The 14,563-nt window shown below is 73.0% G+C and carries 13 protein-coding genes; 10 read left to right on the top strand and 3 right to left on the bottom strand.

Annotation, left to right across the window (positions count from 1 at the left end):
- Positions 1 to 1,711: 1,711 nt before the first annotated feature.
- From ACIRRS_RS34600 to ACIRRS_RS34570, 7 genes are all read left to right on the top strand, one after another.
- Entirely contained in the window at positions 1,712 to 2,830 is a 1,119-nt protein-coding gene (locus ACIRRS_RS34600; protein ID WP_402979696.1) for an Ig-like domain-containing protein, read from the top strand.
- Between the two features lie 182 nt (positions 2,831 to 3,012).
- On the top strand, positions 3,013 to 4,260 hold the full coding sequence (locus ACIRRS_RS34595) for an Ig-like domain-containing protein (protein WP_402979693.1): 1,248 nt from the start codon (positions 3,013 to 3,015) through the stop codon (positions 4,258 to 4,260).
- Between the two features lie 211 nt (positions 4,261 to 4,471).
- Positions 4,472 to 5,698, top strand: coding sequence for an Ig-like domain-containing protein (locus ACIRRS_RS34590; protein ID WP_402979690.1), 1,227 nt, complete (start codon positions 4,472 to 4,474; stop codon positions 5,696 to 5,698).
- A 139-nt stretch (positions 5,699 to 5,837) separates the two neighbouring features.
- Positions 5,838 to 6,383, top strand: a complete 546-nt coding sequence (locus tag ACIRRS_RS34585; protein WP_402979687.1) for an ATP-binding protein — start codon at positions 5,838 to 5,840, stop codon at positions 6,381 to 6,383.
- A gap of 494 nt (positions 6,384 to 6,877) precedes the next feature.
- Positions 6,878 to 7,759 carry an EamA family transporter gene (locus ACIRRS_RS34580; RefSeq protein WP_402979684.1) on the top strand — a complete coding sequence of 294 codons (882 nt, stop codon included), beginning with the start codon at positions 6,878 to 6,880 and terminating at the stop codon, positions 7,757 to 7,759.
- An 8-nt stretch (positions 7,760 to 7,767) separates the two neighbouring features.
- Complete coding sequence (locus ACIRRS_RS34575; protein ID WP_402979681.1) at positions 7,768 to 8,469, top strand: hypothetical protein; 702 nt, start codon at positions 7,768 to 7,770, stop codon at positions 8,467 to 8,469.
- A 55-nt stretch (positions 8,470 to 8,524) separates the two neighbouring features.
- On the top strand, positions 8,525 to 8,965 hold the full coding sequence (locus tag ACIRRS_RS34570; protein WP_402979678.1) for a nuclear transport factor 2 family protein: 441 nt from the start codon (positions 8,525 to 8,527) through the stop codon (positions 8,963 to 8,965).
- Here the strand turns inward: ACIRRS_RS34570 and ACIRRS_RS34565 are convergent.
- Positions 8,962 to 9,687: a TetR/AcrR family transcriptional regulator gene (locus ACIRRS_RS34565; RefSeq protein ID WP_402979675.1), complete on the bottom strand. Its 726-nt coding sequence runs from the start codon at positions 9,685 to 9,687 to the stop codon at positions 8,962 to 8,964. The genes ACIRRS_RS34570 and ACIRRS_RS34565 overlap by 4 nt on opposite strands.
- Before the next feature lie 130 nt (positions 9,688 to 9,817).
- Between ACIRRS_RS34565 and ACIRRS_RS34560 the strand changes: the two genes are divergently transcribed.
- Genes ACIRRS_RS34560 through ACIRRS_RS34550 form a run of 3 tightly spaced genes read left to right on the top strand, consistent with a single transcriptional unit; the run spans position 9,818 to position 11,989 of the window.
- Positions 9,818 to 10,411, top strand: a complete 594-nt coding sequence (locus ACIRRS_RS34560) for an NADPH-dependent FMN reductase (protein WP_402979672.1) — start codon at positions 9,818 to 9,820, stop codon at positions 10,409 to 10,411.
- Positions 10,412 to 10,433: 22 nt separating this feature from the next.
- Positions 10,434 to 10,766: an MFS transporter gene (locus ACIRRS_RS34555; protein WP_402979669.1), complete on the top strand. Its 333-nt coding sequence runs from the start codon at positions 10,434 to 10,436 to the stop codon at positions 10,764 to 10,766.
- Positions 10,649 to 11,989: an MFS transporter gene (locus tag ACIRRS_RS34550; protein ID WP_402979666.1), complete on the top strand. Its 1,341-nt coding sequence runs from the start codon at positions 10,649 to 10,651 to the stop codon at positions 11,987 to 11,989. Before ACIRRS_RS34555 ends, ACIRRS_RS34550 begins: the two co-directional genes overlap by 118 nt.
- 60 nt (positions 11,990 to 12,049) lie before the next feature.
- On the opposite strand, the gene ACIRRS_RS34545 is transcribed toward ACIRRS_RS34550, so the two are convergent.
- Together ACIRRS_RS34545 and ACIRRS_RS34540 are read right to left on the bottom strand one after the other, a co-directional pair.
- Positions 12,050 to 12,973: a hypothetical protein gene (locus ACIRRS_RS34545; protein ID WP_402979663.1), complete on the bottom strand. Its 924-nt coding sequence runs from the start codon at positions 12,971 to 12,973 to the stop codon at positions 12,050 to 12,052.
- 98 nt (positions 12,974 to 13,071) lie between these two features.
- Positions 13,072 to 14,439 (bottom strand): L-serine ammonia-lyase, encoded by a 1,368-nt coding sequence (locus tag ACIRRS_RS34540; protein WP_402979660.1) that lies wholly within the window; start codon positions 14,437 to 14,439, stop codon positions 13,072 to 13,074.
- Positions 14,440 to 14,563: the final 124 nt, after the last annotated feature.

Here is a 14,563-nt window from a genome sequence, read left to right as displayed (position 1 = left end):
CGGGCCCCCCCCCGGCCCCCCCCCCCCCCCCCGGGGGGCCCCCGGGGGGGGGGGGGGGGGGGGGGGGTGGGGGGGGGGGGGGGGGCGGGGGGGGCCCCCCCCCCCCGCGGCCGCTGGAGGCTCCGCGCTCGCCCCTTCGCACCCCCGGCCCCCCGCGGGCTTCGCCCCGCGCGCGGCCACTGGGAGTTCTAGGCTCGCCCCCACCCCGGCTCCCGACCCCCCCCGCGCTGGCTTCGTACTCTCGCCCTCGCGCAGGCTTCGCCGCGCGAGGGCAGCTATAGCCTCCAGGTGCGCCCCGTCCCCACATCCCACCCTTGCGTTCCCAACTTCTCGCGACCCTGACCCCCACCCTCGGCAGCCACGCGCTGGCCTTGCCGCGCGGGGCTGCAGGGTTTCGAGCCCGCCCTTGCGTCGGCTCCCTTGCGCGGCCACGGGGGCGAGGCGGTTGCTGTTGGTGGGCGGGTTCGTTGCGGCCGCGCGGGCTTCGCCCCGCGCGGCCGCTATGACCTCGGGTGCGCCCTGCCCCCCACACAACCGACCCCCGCGTTCCTGACTTCCTGCACCCCGACCCTGCCGATGGCAGCCGGGCTCGCCCCGCCCTCCGTATCCACCCCAGCGGCCCCGCGCAGGCTTCGCCGCGCGGGGCCGCTGGGAGTTCCGGGCTCGCCCAGCTCCACGCCGCACCCGCACCTCCCCTCGCAACCCCGCGCTGGCTTCGCCGCGCGGGGTTGCGAGGGTACGAGTTCGCCCCCCGCCCGCACCCCCAACTCCCGTGCCTACCCCCACAGGCTTTGCCGCGCGGAGCGGCGGGGCTTCGGGCTCGGCTGTGTGCCGCCTTGTCCGGCGTGGTTGGAGGAGCGGGGTGGTTGCTGGGGGTGGATGGGCTTTGTTGCGGCCGCGCCAGCTTCGCCCGGCGCGGCCGCTGGCGGTTCCAGGCTCATTCCCTCGTCCCCGCACCCCACCCCTGGCACCCCGCGCCGGCTTCACCGCGCGGGGTGCCAGGGGTTTCAGGTTCGCCTTCGTGGCCGCTGGGGCGAGGGGTGGGGGTGGGTTTTGCAGCGGCCGCGCGGGCTACGCCCCGCGCGGCCGCTGGGAGTTCGGGAGCGCCTGCGACTCCCACCCCAGCCCCCGTCCCAGAGTGGGCTTCGCCCCCGTGTGGCCGCTATGACTGCCGGGCTCGTCCCGCCCCCCGCATCCACCCCTTGCACCCCGCGCTGGTTTTGCCGCGCGCGGTCGCGGGGTTTCGTGCTCGCGCTGCGAAGCCACAGGGGCGGGGCGGTTGCTGTGGGCGTGTGGGTTCTGTTGCGCCCGCGCGGGCTTCGCCCTGCGCGGCCGCTGGGGTTCGGGCTCGCCCCTCGCGCCGGCTTCGCCGCGCGGGGGCTCAAGGGAGGTGGAGCTTGCCGCTGCGTGGGCCTTGCCCCGTGCGGTCGTTGGGGGTTACGGGGATGCCGTAGAGCCCGCGCGGCTGCCGTGAGTGTTCGGGGCTGCTTCTCACGCGGGGGCGGAACCGGGTAAGAAGCGTGGGGATGGGGGATTTTGGGGTGGTTGGCGTGTCTCTGTCGCGTGGGTTCTCGTTGTGCCGGGGGCAGGTGAGGTGAACGGTGGGAGGGCCCGGATGTGGGTGTGGGCGCGGCGGGTGGCGGCGGTGGTCGGGGGGATCGTTCTGCTCGGTGGGTGTGGTGGGGGTGGGGAGGGGCCGGCGGGGGATGTGGTGGCGACGGGGTCGCGGGCGCCGGTGGTGGTGGGTTCGCGGGCGGTGGTGACGGCGCAGCCGGTGGACGGGGCGCAGGATGTGCCGCCGGAGGGGGCGGTGCGGGTGGCGGTGGCGCAGGGGCGGTTGGTGTCGGTGCGGTTGGCGGACGGGAAGGGGGTGGAGGTGCCGGGGGCGATCGCGGGGGACGGGGCGTCGTGGGTGCCGGACGGGGCGTTGCCGTTGGGGACGGCGTTCACGTTGGACTCGGTGGCGGAGGACGAGCAGGGGCAGAAGGCGGCCCAGCATTCGGAGTTCACGACGGTGGCGCGGGCGCACACGTTCGTCGCGTTCTTCACGCCGGAGGACGGGTCGACGGTGGGGGTGGGGATGCCGGTGTCGTTGCGGTTCAGTCGGCCGATCGTGGATCGGGCGGCGGTGGAGCGGGCGGTGCAGGTGAGTGCGGATCCGCCGGTGGTGGTGGCGGCGCACTGGTTCGGGAACCAGCGGGTGGACTTCCGGCCGCAGCAGTACTGGGCGGCGGGGACGCGGGTGGCGGTGGCGTTGCGGCTCAAGGACGTGCAGGGGGCGCCGGGGGAGTTCGGCTCGCAGAACCGGGATGTGCGGTTCACGGTCGGTCGGGCGCAGGTGTCGACGGTGGACCTGGAGGCGCACACGTTGACGGTGCGGGCGGGGGCGGGCGGGAAGGTGGTGCGGGTGCTGAAGGTGTCGGCGGGCAGTGCGGAGCATTCGACGTACCGGGGGGTGATGGTGGTGTCGGAGAAGTACCAGGTGACGCGGATGAACTCGCAGACGGTGGGGATGGGCGACGAGTACGACATCAAGGACGTCCCGCACGCGATGCGGCTGACGGCCTCCGGGACGTTCGTGCACGGCAACTACTGGGCGAACCCGGGGGTGTTCGGGTCGGCCAACACCAGTCACGGGTGCATCGGGCTGGCGGACGCCAAGGGCGGGACGGGCAGGGACACCCCGGCGGGGTGGCTGTTCGAGCACACGGTGCCGGGGGACGTGGTGGAGGTGAAGGGGGTGTCGGGGGACGTGGTGCCGCCGTCGAACGGGTTGAACGGCTGGAACCTGTCCTGGGAGCAGTGGCTGGCGGGGAGCGCGCTGCGCTGAGCCGGGCGGGTCTTCACCGAGGCTTCACCCTTGATCCACCCACCTCCCCACGGGATTCACTCAGACGGCCCAGCTATCCTTCTCCGGCGCGCCGGGTCCCGGTGTGGAAGACCGGCGGCCCGGTGCAACTCATGAGGGCGTTCGAAGCGTCAACAGAGTGGATACCGGGAGGGGAGAGAACCGTGAGGACGGGTACGGCGGCAGGCGACGCGATACGCACCGGACGGCGCTTCGGGCGCAGGGGTGCGGCGGCACTGCTGATGGGTGGGGTGCTGCTGCTCACGGCGGCCTGCAACGACGACAAGGGTGGCGGGTCCTCGGACGCGGCCACCACGGCGCCGGCGGACGCGGGGGCGGGTGCGGGCGGGGCTTCGGCGACGCCGAAGAACTCGACCGCGGTGCTGAACGTCGAGCCGAAGGACGGCGCGCAGGACGTGCCGCCGGGGGCGCTGGCGGTGTCGGTGTCCAACGGCAAGCTGACGACCGTCGAGGTGACGGACAAGAACGGCAAGCCGGTCGAGGGGGCGATCACCCCGGACGGCACCGGCTGGAAGCCGGCGGCCGCGCTGGCGGTGGGCATGGCGTACAAGGTGGACGCGCAGGCGAAGGACGCGGACGGCCTGGTCGCCGCGTCCACGACGACGTTCACGACGCTGACGCCGGAGAAGAAGGTCTCCACCAACGACAACATCAGCGACGGCGCCACGTACGGCGTCGGCATGATCGTCTCGGTGAACTTCACCAAGGACGTGAAGAACAAGGACGCCGTGCTGAAGGGCATCACCTTCGCGACGGACAACAACACCGAGGTGAAGGGCCACTGGTTCGGCGACCGGCGGCTGGACTTCCGTCCGGCCGAGTACTGGAAGCCGGGCACCAAGGTGACCGTCAAGTACCGGCTGAAGAGCGTCGAGGTCGCGCCGGGCGTCTACGGGGACGTGGACAAGGACGAGCCGTTCACCATCGGCCGTTCGCGGGTTTCGACGGCGGACGCGAAGTCGCACATGATGACGGTGGAGACGAGCGGCAAGTCGACGACGCTGCCCGTCACGCTGGGGGCGGACGCGACGCCCTCGTGGGGCGGGACGATGGTGATCATGTCCAAGGAGAAGGTCACCCGGATGAACTCGCAGACCGTCGGTCTCGGCGGCGAGTACGACATCCAGGACGTGCCGCACGCGATGCGGCTGACCACCTCGGGCACGTTCGTCCACGGCAACTACTGGGCCAGCCCGTTCGGCAAGACCAACGCCAGCCACGGCTGCGTGTCGATGGCCGACGAGAAGGGCGGCAGCGACGCCTCGGTGGCCGGGAAGTTCTTCAACGACTCGATGGTCGGTGACGTCGTGAAGATCGTGAACAGCAAGGAGAAGACCGTCGCCCCCTCCAACGGGCTGGGCGGCTGGAACGTCTCCTGGGCGAACTGGTAGGCCGTACCCGGGATTTGGCCCGGTGAATCCGGGCTCACCGGGGGTTTGTGCGGGTTTGTTTCGTAGTCGGGCGGTCCGGTCCTCACCCGTTGGGGTCGGGCCGTCCGGGTTTTCCGGGCAACAGTGCCCTTGGTGGGCGCAACCTTTCCGAGGGCCGGAGCGTGTAGCGGTCGGGGCTTCGGGCCCGTGGGGAGCAAGGGAGGGATCGACGTTGAGGTCGATACGCAGGGTCGTGGCCGCCGGACTGGTCGGCGGGGCGATGGTGATGACGGCGGCGTGCAGCAGCGGAAGCGGCGGCGGCGGCGCCAAGGCGGACATCGGGGCCGGTGCCCCGGCGTCGGCCTCGGCCTCCGGGTCGGTGGCGCCGACCAGCGCGGCGCCGAAGGTGTCGCAGGCCGCGGTGAGCATCGAGCCGAAGACCGGCTCGGTGGACGTGGCGCCGGGGGCGCTCAAGATCGGTGCGACGGGCGGCAAGTTGACCACCGTCAAGGTCAGTGACAAGAGCGGCAAGGAGGTGGCCGGCACCATCGCCGCGGACGGCCTCTCCTGGATGCCGACCACGGGCCTGTCGGTCGGCACCGCCTATCTGGTCAGCGCGATGGCGGCGGACGCCAACGGCGTGGTCGCGGAGGCGGACAGCACCTTCACCACGCTGACGCCGGACGCGCTGGCGAAGGCGGCGGACAACGTGGACAACGACGCCACGTACGGCGTCGGCATGATCGTCTCGGTGGAGTTCAGCAAGGACGTCAAGAACAAGGAGGCGGTGGCGAAGGCCATCACCTTCGACACGGACAACGGCACGGTGGTCAAGGGCCACTGGTTCGGGGACCGGCGGCTGGACTTCCGTCCGGCGGAGTACTGGAAGCCGAACACCAAGGTGACCGTCCACTACCGGTTGAAGAGCGTGGAGATCGCCCCCGGGGTGTACGGCTCGGACCGGGACGAGCCCTTCACTATCGGGCGAAGCCAGGTCGCGACGGTTGACGCCGCCGCGCACCAGATGACGCTGGTCTCCAACGGGCAGACCTCGCAGCTCGACATCACCTCCGGCTCGGACGACCACCCGACCTGGAACGGCACGATGGTCGTCATGTCCAAGGAGGGCACGGTGCGGATGCAGTCCAGCACCCTGCCCGGTATGAGCGGCGCCCCGTACGACCTCCAGGTGCCGCACTCCATGCGGCTGACCACCTCCGGGACGTACTTCCACGGCAACTGGTGGGCCAGGAACGGGGTGTTCGGCGGCGACAACGTCAGCCACGGCTGCGTCGCGCTCAAGGACGCGGAGGGTGGCAGCGACTCCTCGGCGGCCGGGAAGTTCTACGCCGGTTCGATCGTCGGGGACGTGGTGATCGTCAAGAACTCCATCAAGAAGGAGACCCTGGAGCCGGACAACGGGCTCTCCGGGTGGAACGTCCCGTGGAGTGCCTGGTAGGTCGCCGTAGGGGTCAACCCGGGCTTGACGGATGTCGGCCCGGGTCGGCCCCTTCTTGCATGCGGCATATGCCGACTCGGGGGAGATCGTTTGCTCATTGTCCGTACGCGGCCGCTTGCGTTCCGCAATGATGGTCCGCATGGCGGGTTGGGGCGAAACAGATCAGTCAACGGTTCCCGGGGTCGGCCCGGTCGCCGGGGCGTCCTGGATCGACGTCCAGGTCACGCTCTCGGCGCTGGAGCGGCTCAGCTCCGAGGAGCTGGAGGAGATGTATTCCGGCAGACTGTGCGACCCGTCCTCGCCCAGCGAGGTGCGGTTGCCGTCCCGGCCGGACTCGGGCCCGGTGGCGCGTCGGCTGGTGCTCTCCGTCCTGGAGTCCTGGGACCTCCACCAGCACCTGGAGGCGGGCGAGTTGCTCACCAGCGAGCTGGTCTCCAACGCGGTGCGGCACGCGGCCGGGCGCACCATCGGGCTGCACGTCAGCCGCAAGCCCGGGTGGCTGCGGATCGAGGTGCGGGACTCCTCGCGGGCGCTGCCCTGCATGATCCTCGCCGAGCCCAAGCCGGTGAACGAGCGGGGGCGGGGGCTGAAGATCGTCGACGACCTGGCCGACCGGTGGGGGGCGGACCTGCTGCCGCGGGGCAAGGGCGTGTGGTTCGAGCTGAAGGTGCGCGAGCGGAGCTGAGGTTCTCGTACGGCCGCACCCGGCTCCCGGCGCCGGAAACACGCAGGGCCCCCGGTGCGCCGTTTGTTCGGCGGAGGGGGCCCGTGCAGGTCATCGCGCCGGCCAAGGGGGTGCGTGCCGCGCGATGGGCGTCGGCAGTGCCAGGTCGGGCCCGCCGAAGTCGTGTCTTGACTATCGCACGGATCTCAGTATGTGGGCAAACCGGTCGGCTTGGAATGAAAGGTTTGTAACCTAGTTCACCTTGGGATTTTGCATAGGTTCACATCGCTGCCTGTGAATATTCACCCGGGAGGGTGGGTGGATGGTTCGTGGGTAGCATCGGGGCCGTGAAGCTGTACTGGCACGTCGCGCTGCCGCCGCTCGGCGCCTGAGCGGGCGTACGCGAGGGTGATCTGAACCCCTGATCCCGGGCCCTGGGCCGGGAGTCGCGTCGGCGTGCGCCCGTTCTCGAAACCACTCCATCCGCTGGTTCTCGACGACGGAAGTCCACTCCCGTGCCTCGCTCCTTCCTCTCCGCCCGTCTGCTCGACGGGCCCATGCCGATCCTCGCCGCCGCCCTGCTGTGGGGTACCACCGGAACGGCCGGCTCGCTGGCGCCCGGCGGCGCCCCGGCGGCCGGCATCGGCGCCGCGGCCCTGCTGCTCGGCGGGCTGCTGCTGTTCCTCACCGACCGGGCCGCGTGGGGCCTGCCGCGGGCCTGCCGGGCGGGCGAGCGGTGGCTGCTCGCGCTCGGGGCGGTGGGGGTGGTCGGGTACCCGCTCACCTTCTACCCGGCCGTCACCCGCACCGGGGTCGCCGTCGCGACGGTGGTCGCGCTCGGCAGCGCGCCCGTGTTCACCGGGCTCCTCGGCTGGCTCGCCGGCCAGGGGCGGCCGAGCGGGCGGTGGGCCGGAGCGACGGGGCTCGCCGTGCTCGGGTGCGCCGTGCTCGTGCTCGGCGGAGGAGGGGAGGTGGACCTGCTCGGGGCGCTGCTGGCGGCCCTGTCCGGGCTTTCGTACGCCGGGTACTCGCTGATCGGCGGGCGCCTCATCGCCGCCGGGCACCCCTCGGGCGGGGTGATGGGCGCGATGTTCGGCGCGGCGGCGGTGCTGGTGCTGCCGGTGCTCGCCCTGGAACCGGTGGACTGGCTGGGAACGGTGCGCGGCACGGCCGTCGTCCTCCACCTCGCGGTGATCACCACGTACCTCGCCTACCGCCTCTTCGGCCACGGCCTCCGCCGCACCACCGCCCAGACCGCCACCACCCTCACCCTCGCCGAACCCGCCGTCGCCGCCCTCCTCGGTGTCGCCGCCCTCGGCGAACACCTCCCGGCGGCGTCCTGGTGCGGCCTCGCCCTCCTGGCGGTGGGCCTCTTGGCCCTCACGGCGGCTGATTGACTCGGCGGGTGAGCGAATCTCTAGGCAGGGCGATCAGCGGGTACCTGGACGGGCCGTTCGTGGCGGGGGAGCCGCTGCTGGTGCGCGGAGGGTTCTGGACGAACCACCTGGCGGCGGTGTGCCGGGTGGATCCGGAGTGGTTCGGGGAGGACGGCGGGGATGCCGACGCCATCCTCGACGAGCTGATGGGCCCGGACGCCTGGCCGACGCTGAGGGTGCCGTTCGGAGGTGGTCACGCGGTGCTCATCGTCTACCGCAATCTCGACGGCGACTCCGGACTCGACTACCTGCTGACGCACCCGGGTTGGGCCCGGGCCGAGATCCTCGCCTCGATCGACGGCGACCGGCACGGGCCCGGCCTCGACTGGCGGCGCCTCGTCCGCATCGCCGACACCCCCGACCCGGCCGCCCCGGGCGTGCACGCCCCGGCCGAGCGGCTGTTGCTCCTCCTGCCCGCCCTGGTGGGGGAGGAGGCGTCGGCGGAGCGCCTCGCGGAGGCCCTCGCCGCCATCGGCGCGCCGGCCGGCGATACCGAGGCGACGGCTGAGTGGCTGCTGCGCGGCCGGTTCGGGGTGGAGGGGGTGCTCGACGCCACTGCGGAATCGCCGCTCAGCGGGGGCGGTGACGAGCGGGGCGGGAGGCTCGACCCCTTCTGGAGGCTCAATCTGACAGCGGCGCAGTACGGCGCTCTGGTAGCCGAGTTGGGATGATCTCGGCGCCCGGTCGGTAGGGTGGGGCGGTCGCGTGAGCTGGAGGGGGACAGCTATGTCGGGTGTGGTGGATCTGCTCGCTCGCTATCGGGCGGCGATGCTTGCCATGGATGCGGACGCGTTCGCGGAGTTGTACGCCGAGAACGGGGTGCACGAGTTTCCGTTCCTGTTTCCCGGGATGCCCGAGCGGTACGTGGGGCGGGAGGAGATCCGGGCCGGGTACCGGGCGGTGTGGGGGGCGAGTGCGGCGCGGCCGGAGGAGGTGCGGGAGGTGGCCGTGCACGCGGCGGCCGATCCGGAGGTGCTGACCGTCGAGCAGGTGGTGGTCGGGACGGTGGCGGGGACGGGGCGGCCGTTCGCGCTGCCGGGGGTGCTGGTGCTGCGGGCGCGGGGCGGGCTGCTGGTGCACGTGCGGGACTACATGGACGGGCTGGGCGTCGCCCGTGCGATGGGGCGGCTGTCGACCGTCGCCGCCCGGCTGGAGGAGGCGCCTTAGAGGGCGAAGTGGGCGGCGATGCCGTCCAGCACGCAGTCGAGGCCGGTGTGGAAGTGCCAGGCGGGGTCGTCCTTGCGGGTGGCCCGGTGGAGGTACTGCTCGTAGGCGGGGTAGCGGCCGGTGCCCATGAGGTAGGACATGCGAGGGGCCAGGGCGGCGCGGGTCTCCTCGCCGTCGGTCCAGCCGTTGGCGCGGCGGAGGTTCTCCACGGCGAGTTCGGTGGAGACGGAGCCGTAGACGTAGCCCGTGACGGTGCGGAAGACCGCCATGGTGGTGTCGGCGTCCAGGCCGTGGTCGGCGAGGGCGGCGAACGCCCGCTCGGGGACGGCGAGTTGGTTGGGGCTGAGGACGGACGGGGCGGCGGCCCGGACGATCCAGGGGTGTTCCAGGTTCATGGCGCGCAGGTGGACGGCCAGGGAGTGCATGGTCTCGCGCCAGCCGCCGGGGGCGGCGTCCAGGGGGAGCCGGCCGTAGACGAAGTCGACCATCAGCTCGATGAGTTCGTCCTTGCCGGAGACGTACCGGTAGGCGGCCATCGGGGCCACCTCCAGGAGGGCGGCCAGGCGGCGCATGGTGACGGCGTCCAGGCCCTCGGTGTCGGCGATGGCGACGGCGGCCGCGGCGATCCGCTGCGGGGTCAGGGTGGTCCGGGGGGCGGCGGCCGGGCGGTCGAGCCGCTCCCAGAGTGAGGGCCGGTCGGGGGGCGTCTGCTGGGTGGGCATGGGTCCACGGTAGCACTCGCGTGTACAACGTATCGGGTCAGTGGACGCCGTACGCGCCGATGTGTACGTTGTATTGAGTCGATACGGCGTACACAGCGAAGCCGTGCCCGTCTCCCCGGAGGGGAACCTCATGCCCGAGAACCAGAACCTGCAGGTCGCCGTCCTCCTCGGCAGCACCCGCACCGGCCGCTTCGGCCCGGCCGTCGCCGACTGGCTGCTCGGCCACCTCGAAGCGCGCGGCGACATGACCGCCGACCTGGTCGACCTGGCCGTCACCCCGCTGCCGACCGTCATGCCCTCCTTCGGCGGCGAACTCCCGCCGGAGCAGATCGCGATGCTCGGCGCCGTCTCGCCCCGGCTGGAGGCCGCCGACGCCTTCGTGTTCGTCACCCCCGAGTACAACCACAGCTTCCCGGCCGCGCTGAAGAACGCCGTCGACTGGCACAACCACCAGTGGCACGCCAAGCCCGTCGGCTTCGTCTCGTACGGCGGGCTCTCCGGCGGCCTGCGGGCCGTCGAGCAGCTGCGCGTGGTGATGGCCGAGCTCAACGCCGTGACCATCCGCAACACCGTCAGCTTCCACGGCGCCGCGCAGGCCTTCGACGAGGACGGCACGCCGCGCGACCCGGGCGCCACCGCCGCCGCGAAGACGATGCTCGACCAACTGGACTGGTGGGCCCGGGCCTTGAAGGCCGCCCGGCAGACCCGCCCGTTCGCGGCCTGAGCCCGGAAGGCACGGGGCCGCCATGACCACGCAACCGGTGCGACCGGTCGGCGACGACCGCCCGAAGCCGCCGCTCATCGGTGTGATCGGGCTGATGCTCGGCATCTTCCTCGCGGCCCTCGACGGCCAGATCATCGGCACGGCGCTGCCGACCGTCGTCGGCGACCTCGGCGGGCTGGAGCACCTCGCCTGGGCCGTCACCGCGTACCTGCTCACCTCCGCCGCCGCCACCCCGCTGTGGGGCCGGCTCGGGGACCTGTACGGGCGCAAAGGCGCCCACCAGTGGGCGGTGGTGGTCTTCCTGGCCGGCACGGCACGGCACTGTCCGGCCTGGCGCAGGACATGGGCCAGCTGATCGCCTTCCGCGCCGTCCAGGGCGTCGGCGCGGGCGGCCTGATGGTCGGTGCGCTCTCGGTGATCGGGGCGCTGGTGCCCGCCTCCGACCGGGGCCGGGTGCAGTCGGTGATCGGCGTGCTGATGCCGGTCGCCTTCGTCGGCGGGCCGCTGCTCGGCGGCTTCCTCACCGACCGGCTCAGCTGGCGCTGGGCCTTCTACGTCAACCTGCCGATCGGGCTGTTCGCCCTGGCGGCGGTCGCCGTCGGGGTGCGGCTGCCGAAGGAGGAGCGCGCCCGCGCCCCCTTCGACCTGGCCGGGGTCGCCCTGCTGACCACCGGCATCCTCGCCCTCACCCTGGTCGGCAGCTGGGGCGGCACCCAGGACGCCTGGACGTCCCCGCTGATCCTCGGCATGGCCCTCGTCGCCCTGGCCGCGCTGGCCGGATTCGTCCGGACGGAACTGCGCGCCCCCGGCCCGCTGATCCCGCCCGCGCTGTTCCGCAGCCGCGCCTTCTCGGTCTCCCAGGTGCTGGGCTTCCTCACCGGCGCGGTGATGATCGCCCTGATCGGCTACGTCCCGCAGTACTTCCAGTTCGTCCAGGGCGTCTCGCCGACCACCGGCGGACTGCTCCTGCTGCCGCTGATGCTCGGCATGATGGTCACCCAGCTGGTCACCGCCCGGCTGATGGCCCGGCCCGGCGGCGAGCGGCGCTACCCGCTGCTGGGCGGGGCACTGACCCTGGCCGGGGCCGCGCTGCTGCTGCTCCTGGGGACGGACACCCCGGTGGCCCTGGCCTCCGGGCTCACGGCGGTCGCCGGGATCGGCATCGGTCTGCTGATGCAGAGCACCATGCTGACCTCGATGGGCGCCGCGCCGCTCCAGGACATGGGCGCGGCGATGGGCGTGGTGACCCTGTTGCGCAGCATCGGCGGCTCGCTCGGGATGGCGGCCCTCGGCGCGGCGTACACGGCGCGGATGACCGCCTCCCTGGCGGACCGGCTGAGCCCGGCGGAGGCTGCCCACCTGACCGGCGGCGGGCTCACCCCGGCCTCGCTGGACGGGCTGCCGCCGGTCGTCCGGGAGGCCGTCGGCGCGGCCGTCACCAGCGGGCTGCGCGGCACGGTGATCGGCGGCGTCGCCCTGGCGGCGACGGCGACGGCGGTGGCGTTCCTGGCCCGGCCGAACCTGGGGCCGGGCGCGGCGCCGCAGGAGGCCCCGGAAGCGCTGGCAGCACGGCGCTAGATCAGCCCGTCGCGCAGTCCAGCACCCGCCCGTCGCCCGTGCCGACGCGCAGGAGGCGCGTCAGCCGTTCGCCGTCGGGCAGTGCCCGGTGAGGCAGAAGCCCGCCGCCAGGGACTGCTGGACGTCGCGCAGTGGGGCGGGCCAGCTGCTCTCCGGGCCGGCGACGAGGAGGGCGTACACCTGGCCGTCCGGGGTCGTGACCATCTGGTCGACGGTGTGCCGTACGCCCTTGCCCGCGAGGTCGTAGGAGTACTCCAGGACGGCGCCGCCGCCCGGGGTCCGGGTGAGGGCGAGTTTGCGGTAGCCGGGGAACCGGCTGGGGTTGGAGGCGAGGCTGGTGTCCGTGGCGACGGCCTGGTCGTACGGGGTGCCGGTGCCCATGGAGAACACCTGGATGAGGCTGGTGCCGTCCGGGGAGTCGTAGAAGACGGACGTGCCGTCGACGCGCCGCTGCCAGCCGTCCGGCACGGGCAGGGAGAAGCCCCCGGCGTCCTGGACGAGCGTCGAGTGCGCGCCGGTGGTCGGGGTCGCCGTCGGGCTGGGGGAGGCGGTCGGCGCGGCGGGGAAGGTGAACGCGGGGTAGGGCGGCGTGGCGACCGGGGTGGTCGGCAGGGGCGTGCCGAGGGCGGTGGCCGCGGGCTTCTTCGCGTCGTCCTGCCGCGAGTACAGGTACCAGCCGCCGCCCGCGCCCGCCCCGGCGAGCACCCCGACGAGCGCGGCGATCAGCACGGCGCGCGGCCGCATCCGCCGGCCGGAGGGCGGCGGCGGGGGCAGGGGCGGGCCGGGAGGTGCCGAGGGGGAGAACGGCGGAGCCGGGTACGCCTGCGGCGGAGGCCCCAGCAGCGGCGCCGTCAGCGGCGGAGGGGCCATGGGCGGCGCGGGGGCGGGTACGGGCGGGGGCGGCACCGAGCCGATCGGCGGCGGCGCGGTCGGCGGCGCCTGCTGCACCCACTGCCGCCGCTGCTCGTCCCAGTACGCCCCCATGCCGCCCCCCACGTTCGACCTCGCCCCGGCCGGAGACGGCCGGGGCGAGACCGGAGACTACCGCGCCGGGGCGCGTGGCCGTACCGGTGGAACCCCGATCAGCACTCGATGACGTTGACGGCGAGGCCGCCGCGCGAGGTCTCCTTGTACTTGATCTTCATGTCGGCCCCGGTCTCCTTCATCGTCTTGATCGCCTTGTCCAGCGAGACGTGGTGCCGGCCGTCCCCGCGCAGCGCCATGCGCGCCGCCGTGACGGCCTTCACCGAGGCCATGCCGTTGCGCTCGATGCAGGGGATCTGGACGAGCCCGCCGACCGGGTCGCAGGTGAGGCCGAGGTTGTGCTCGATGCCGATCTCGGCGGCGTTCTCGACCTGCTCGGGCGAGCCGCCCAGGACCTCGGCGAGGCCGCCGGCGGCCATGGAGCAGGCGGAGCCGACCTCGCCCTGGCAGCCGACCTCGGCGCCGGAGATGGAGGCGTTCTCCTTGAAGAGCATGCCGATGGCGCCGGCCGCGAGGAGGAAGCGGACGATGCCGTCGTCATCGGCGCCCGGGATGAAGTTCAGGTAGTAGTGCAGGACGGCCGGGATGATGCCCGCCGCGCCGTTGGTGGGCGCGGTGACCACCCGCTGCCCGGAGGCGTTCTCCTCGTTGACGGCCATCGCGTAGAGCGTCACCCACTCCATCGCGTTGGCCGGCCCGATGCCCTCGGCCCGCAGCGCCCGGGCACCCGAGGCGGCCCGGCGGCGGACCTTGAGGCCGCCCGGCAGGATGCCCTCGCGGCTCATGCCGGCCCGCACGCACTCCTGCATCACGGCCCAGATCTCCAGCAGCCCGGTGCGGATCTCCTCCTCGCTGCGCCAGGCCTTCTCGTTCTCCAGCATCAGGCCGGAGATGGACAGCCCGGTCTCCCGGGTGAGCCGCAGCAGCTCCTCGCCGGTGCGGAAGGGGTAGCGCAGCGCGGTGTCGTCGGGCTTGACCCGGTCGGCGCCGATCGCGTCCTCGTCGACGACGAAGCCGCCGCCGACCGAGTAGTAGGTCTTCTCCAGCAGCGTGGAGCCGTCCTCGGCGAAGGCCCACAGGGTCATGCCGTTGGCGTGGTACGGCAGCGAGCGGCGGCGGTGCAGCACCAGCTGGCTGTCGGGGTCGAAGTCGATGGTGTGCTCGCCGACGAGGTTGAGCTTCTTCTCGGCGAGGATCCGCTCGACGTCCTTGTCGGCCTGGTCGACGTCGACCGTGCGGGGCGAGTTGTTCTCCAGGCCGAGCAGGACGGCCTTCGGGGTGCCGTGGCCGTGGCCGGTGGCGCCCAGGGAGCCGAAGAGCTCGGCGCGCACGCCCGTCACCCGGGGCAGCAGGGCTTCGGACCGCAGACGGCGGGCGAACATCCGGGCGGCGCGCATCGGGCCGACGGTGTGGGAGCTCGAGGGGCCGATGCCGATGGAGAAGAGGTCGAAGACGCTGATGGCCACGGGGGACGTCCTTGTCGGGTCTCGTGGGAGGGCTTGCAGGCAGGGAGGGGACACGGGACGGGGCACCGCGCGCACTGTCCAGTGTGCGCGGTGCCCCGGGGTCCCAGGTGCACGTACGGAGTGA

Source organism: Kitasatospora sp. NPDC101183 (genome assembly GCF_044767945.1).
GTDB lineage: Bacteria > Actinomycetota > Actinomycetes > Streptomycetales > Streptomycetaceae > Kitasatospora.
This window is presented reverse-complemented; position numbering and strand designations above follow the sequence as displayed.

Coding starts and splice junctions, on each gene's coding strand:
- ACIRRS_RS34555 (WP_402979669.1), top strand. CDS start 10,434: ATGACCACGCAACCGGTGCGACCGGTCGGCGACGACCGCCCGAAGCCG.
- ACIRRS_RS34545 (WP_402979663.1), bottom strand. CDS start 12,973: ATGGGGGCGTACTGGGACGAGCAGCGGCGGCAGTGGGTGCAGCAGGCG.
- ACIRRS_RS34585 (WP_402979687.1), top strand. CDS start 5,838: ATGGCGGGTTGGGGCGAAACAGATCAGTCAACGGTTCCCGGGGTCGGC.
- ACIRRS_RS34560 (WP_402979672.1), top strand. CDS start 9,818: ATGCCCGAGAACCAGAACCTGCAGGTCGCCGTCCTCCTCGGCAGCACC.
- ACIRRS_RS34570 (WP_402979678.1), top strand. CDS start 8,525: ATGTCGGGTGTGGTGGATCTGCTCGCTCGCTATCGGGCGGCGATGCTT.
- ACIRRS_RS34565 (WP_402979675.1), bottom strand. CDS start 9,687: ATGCCCACCCAGCAGACGCCCCCCGACCGGCCCTCACTCTGGGAGCGG.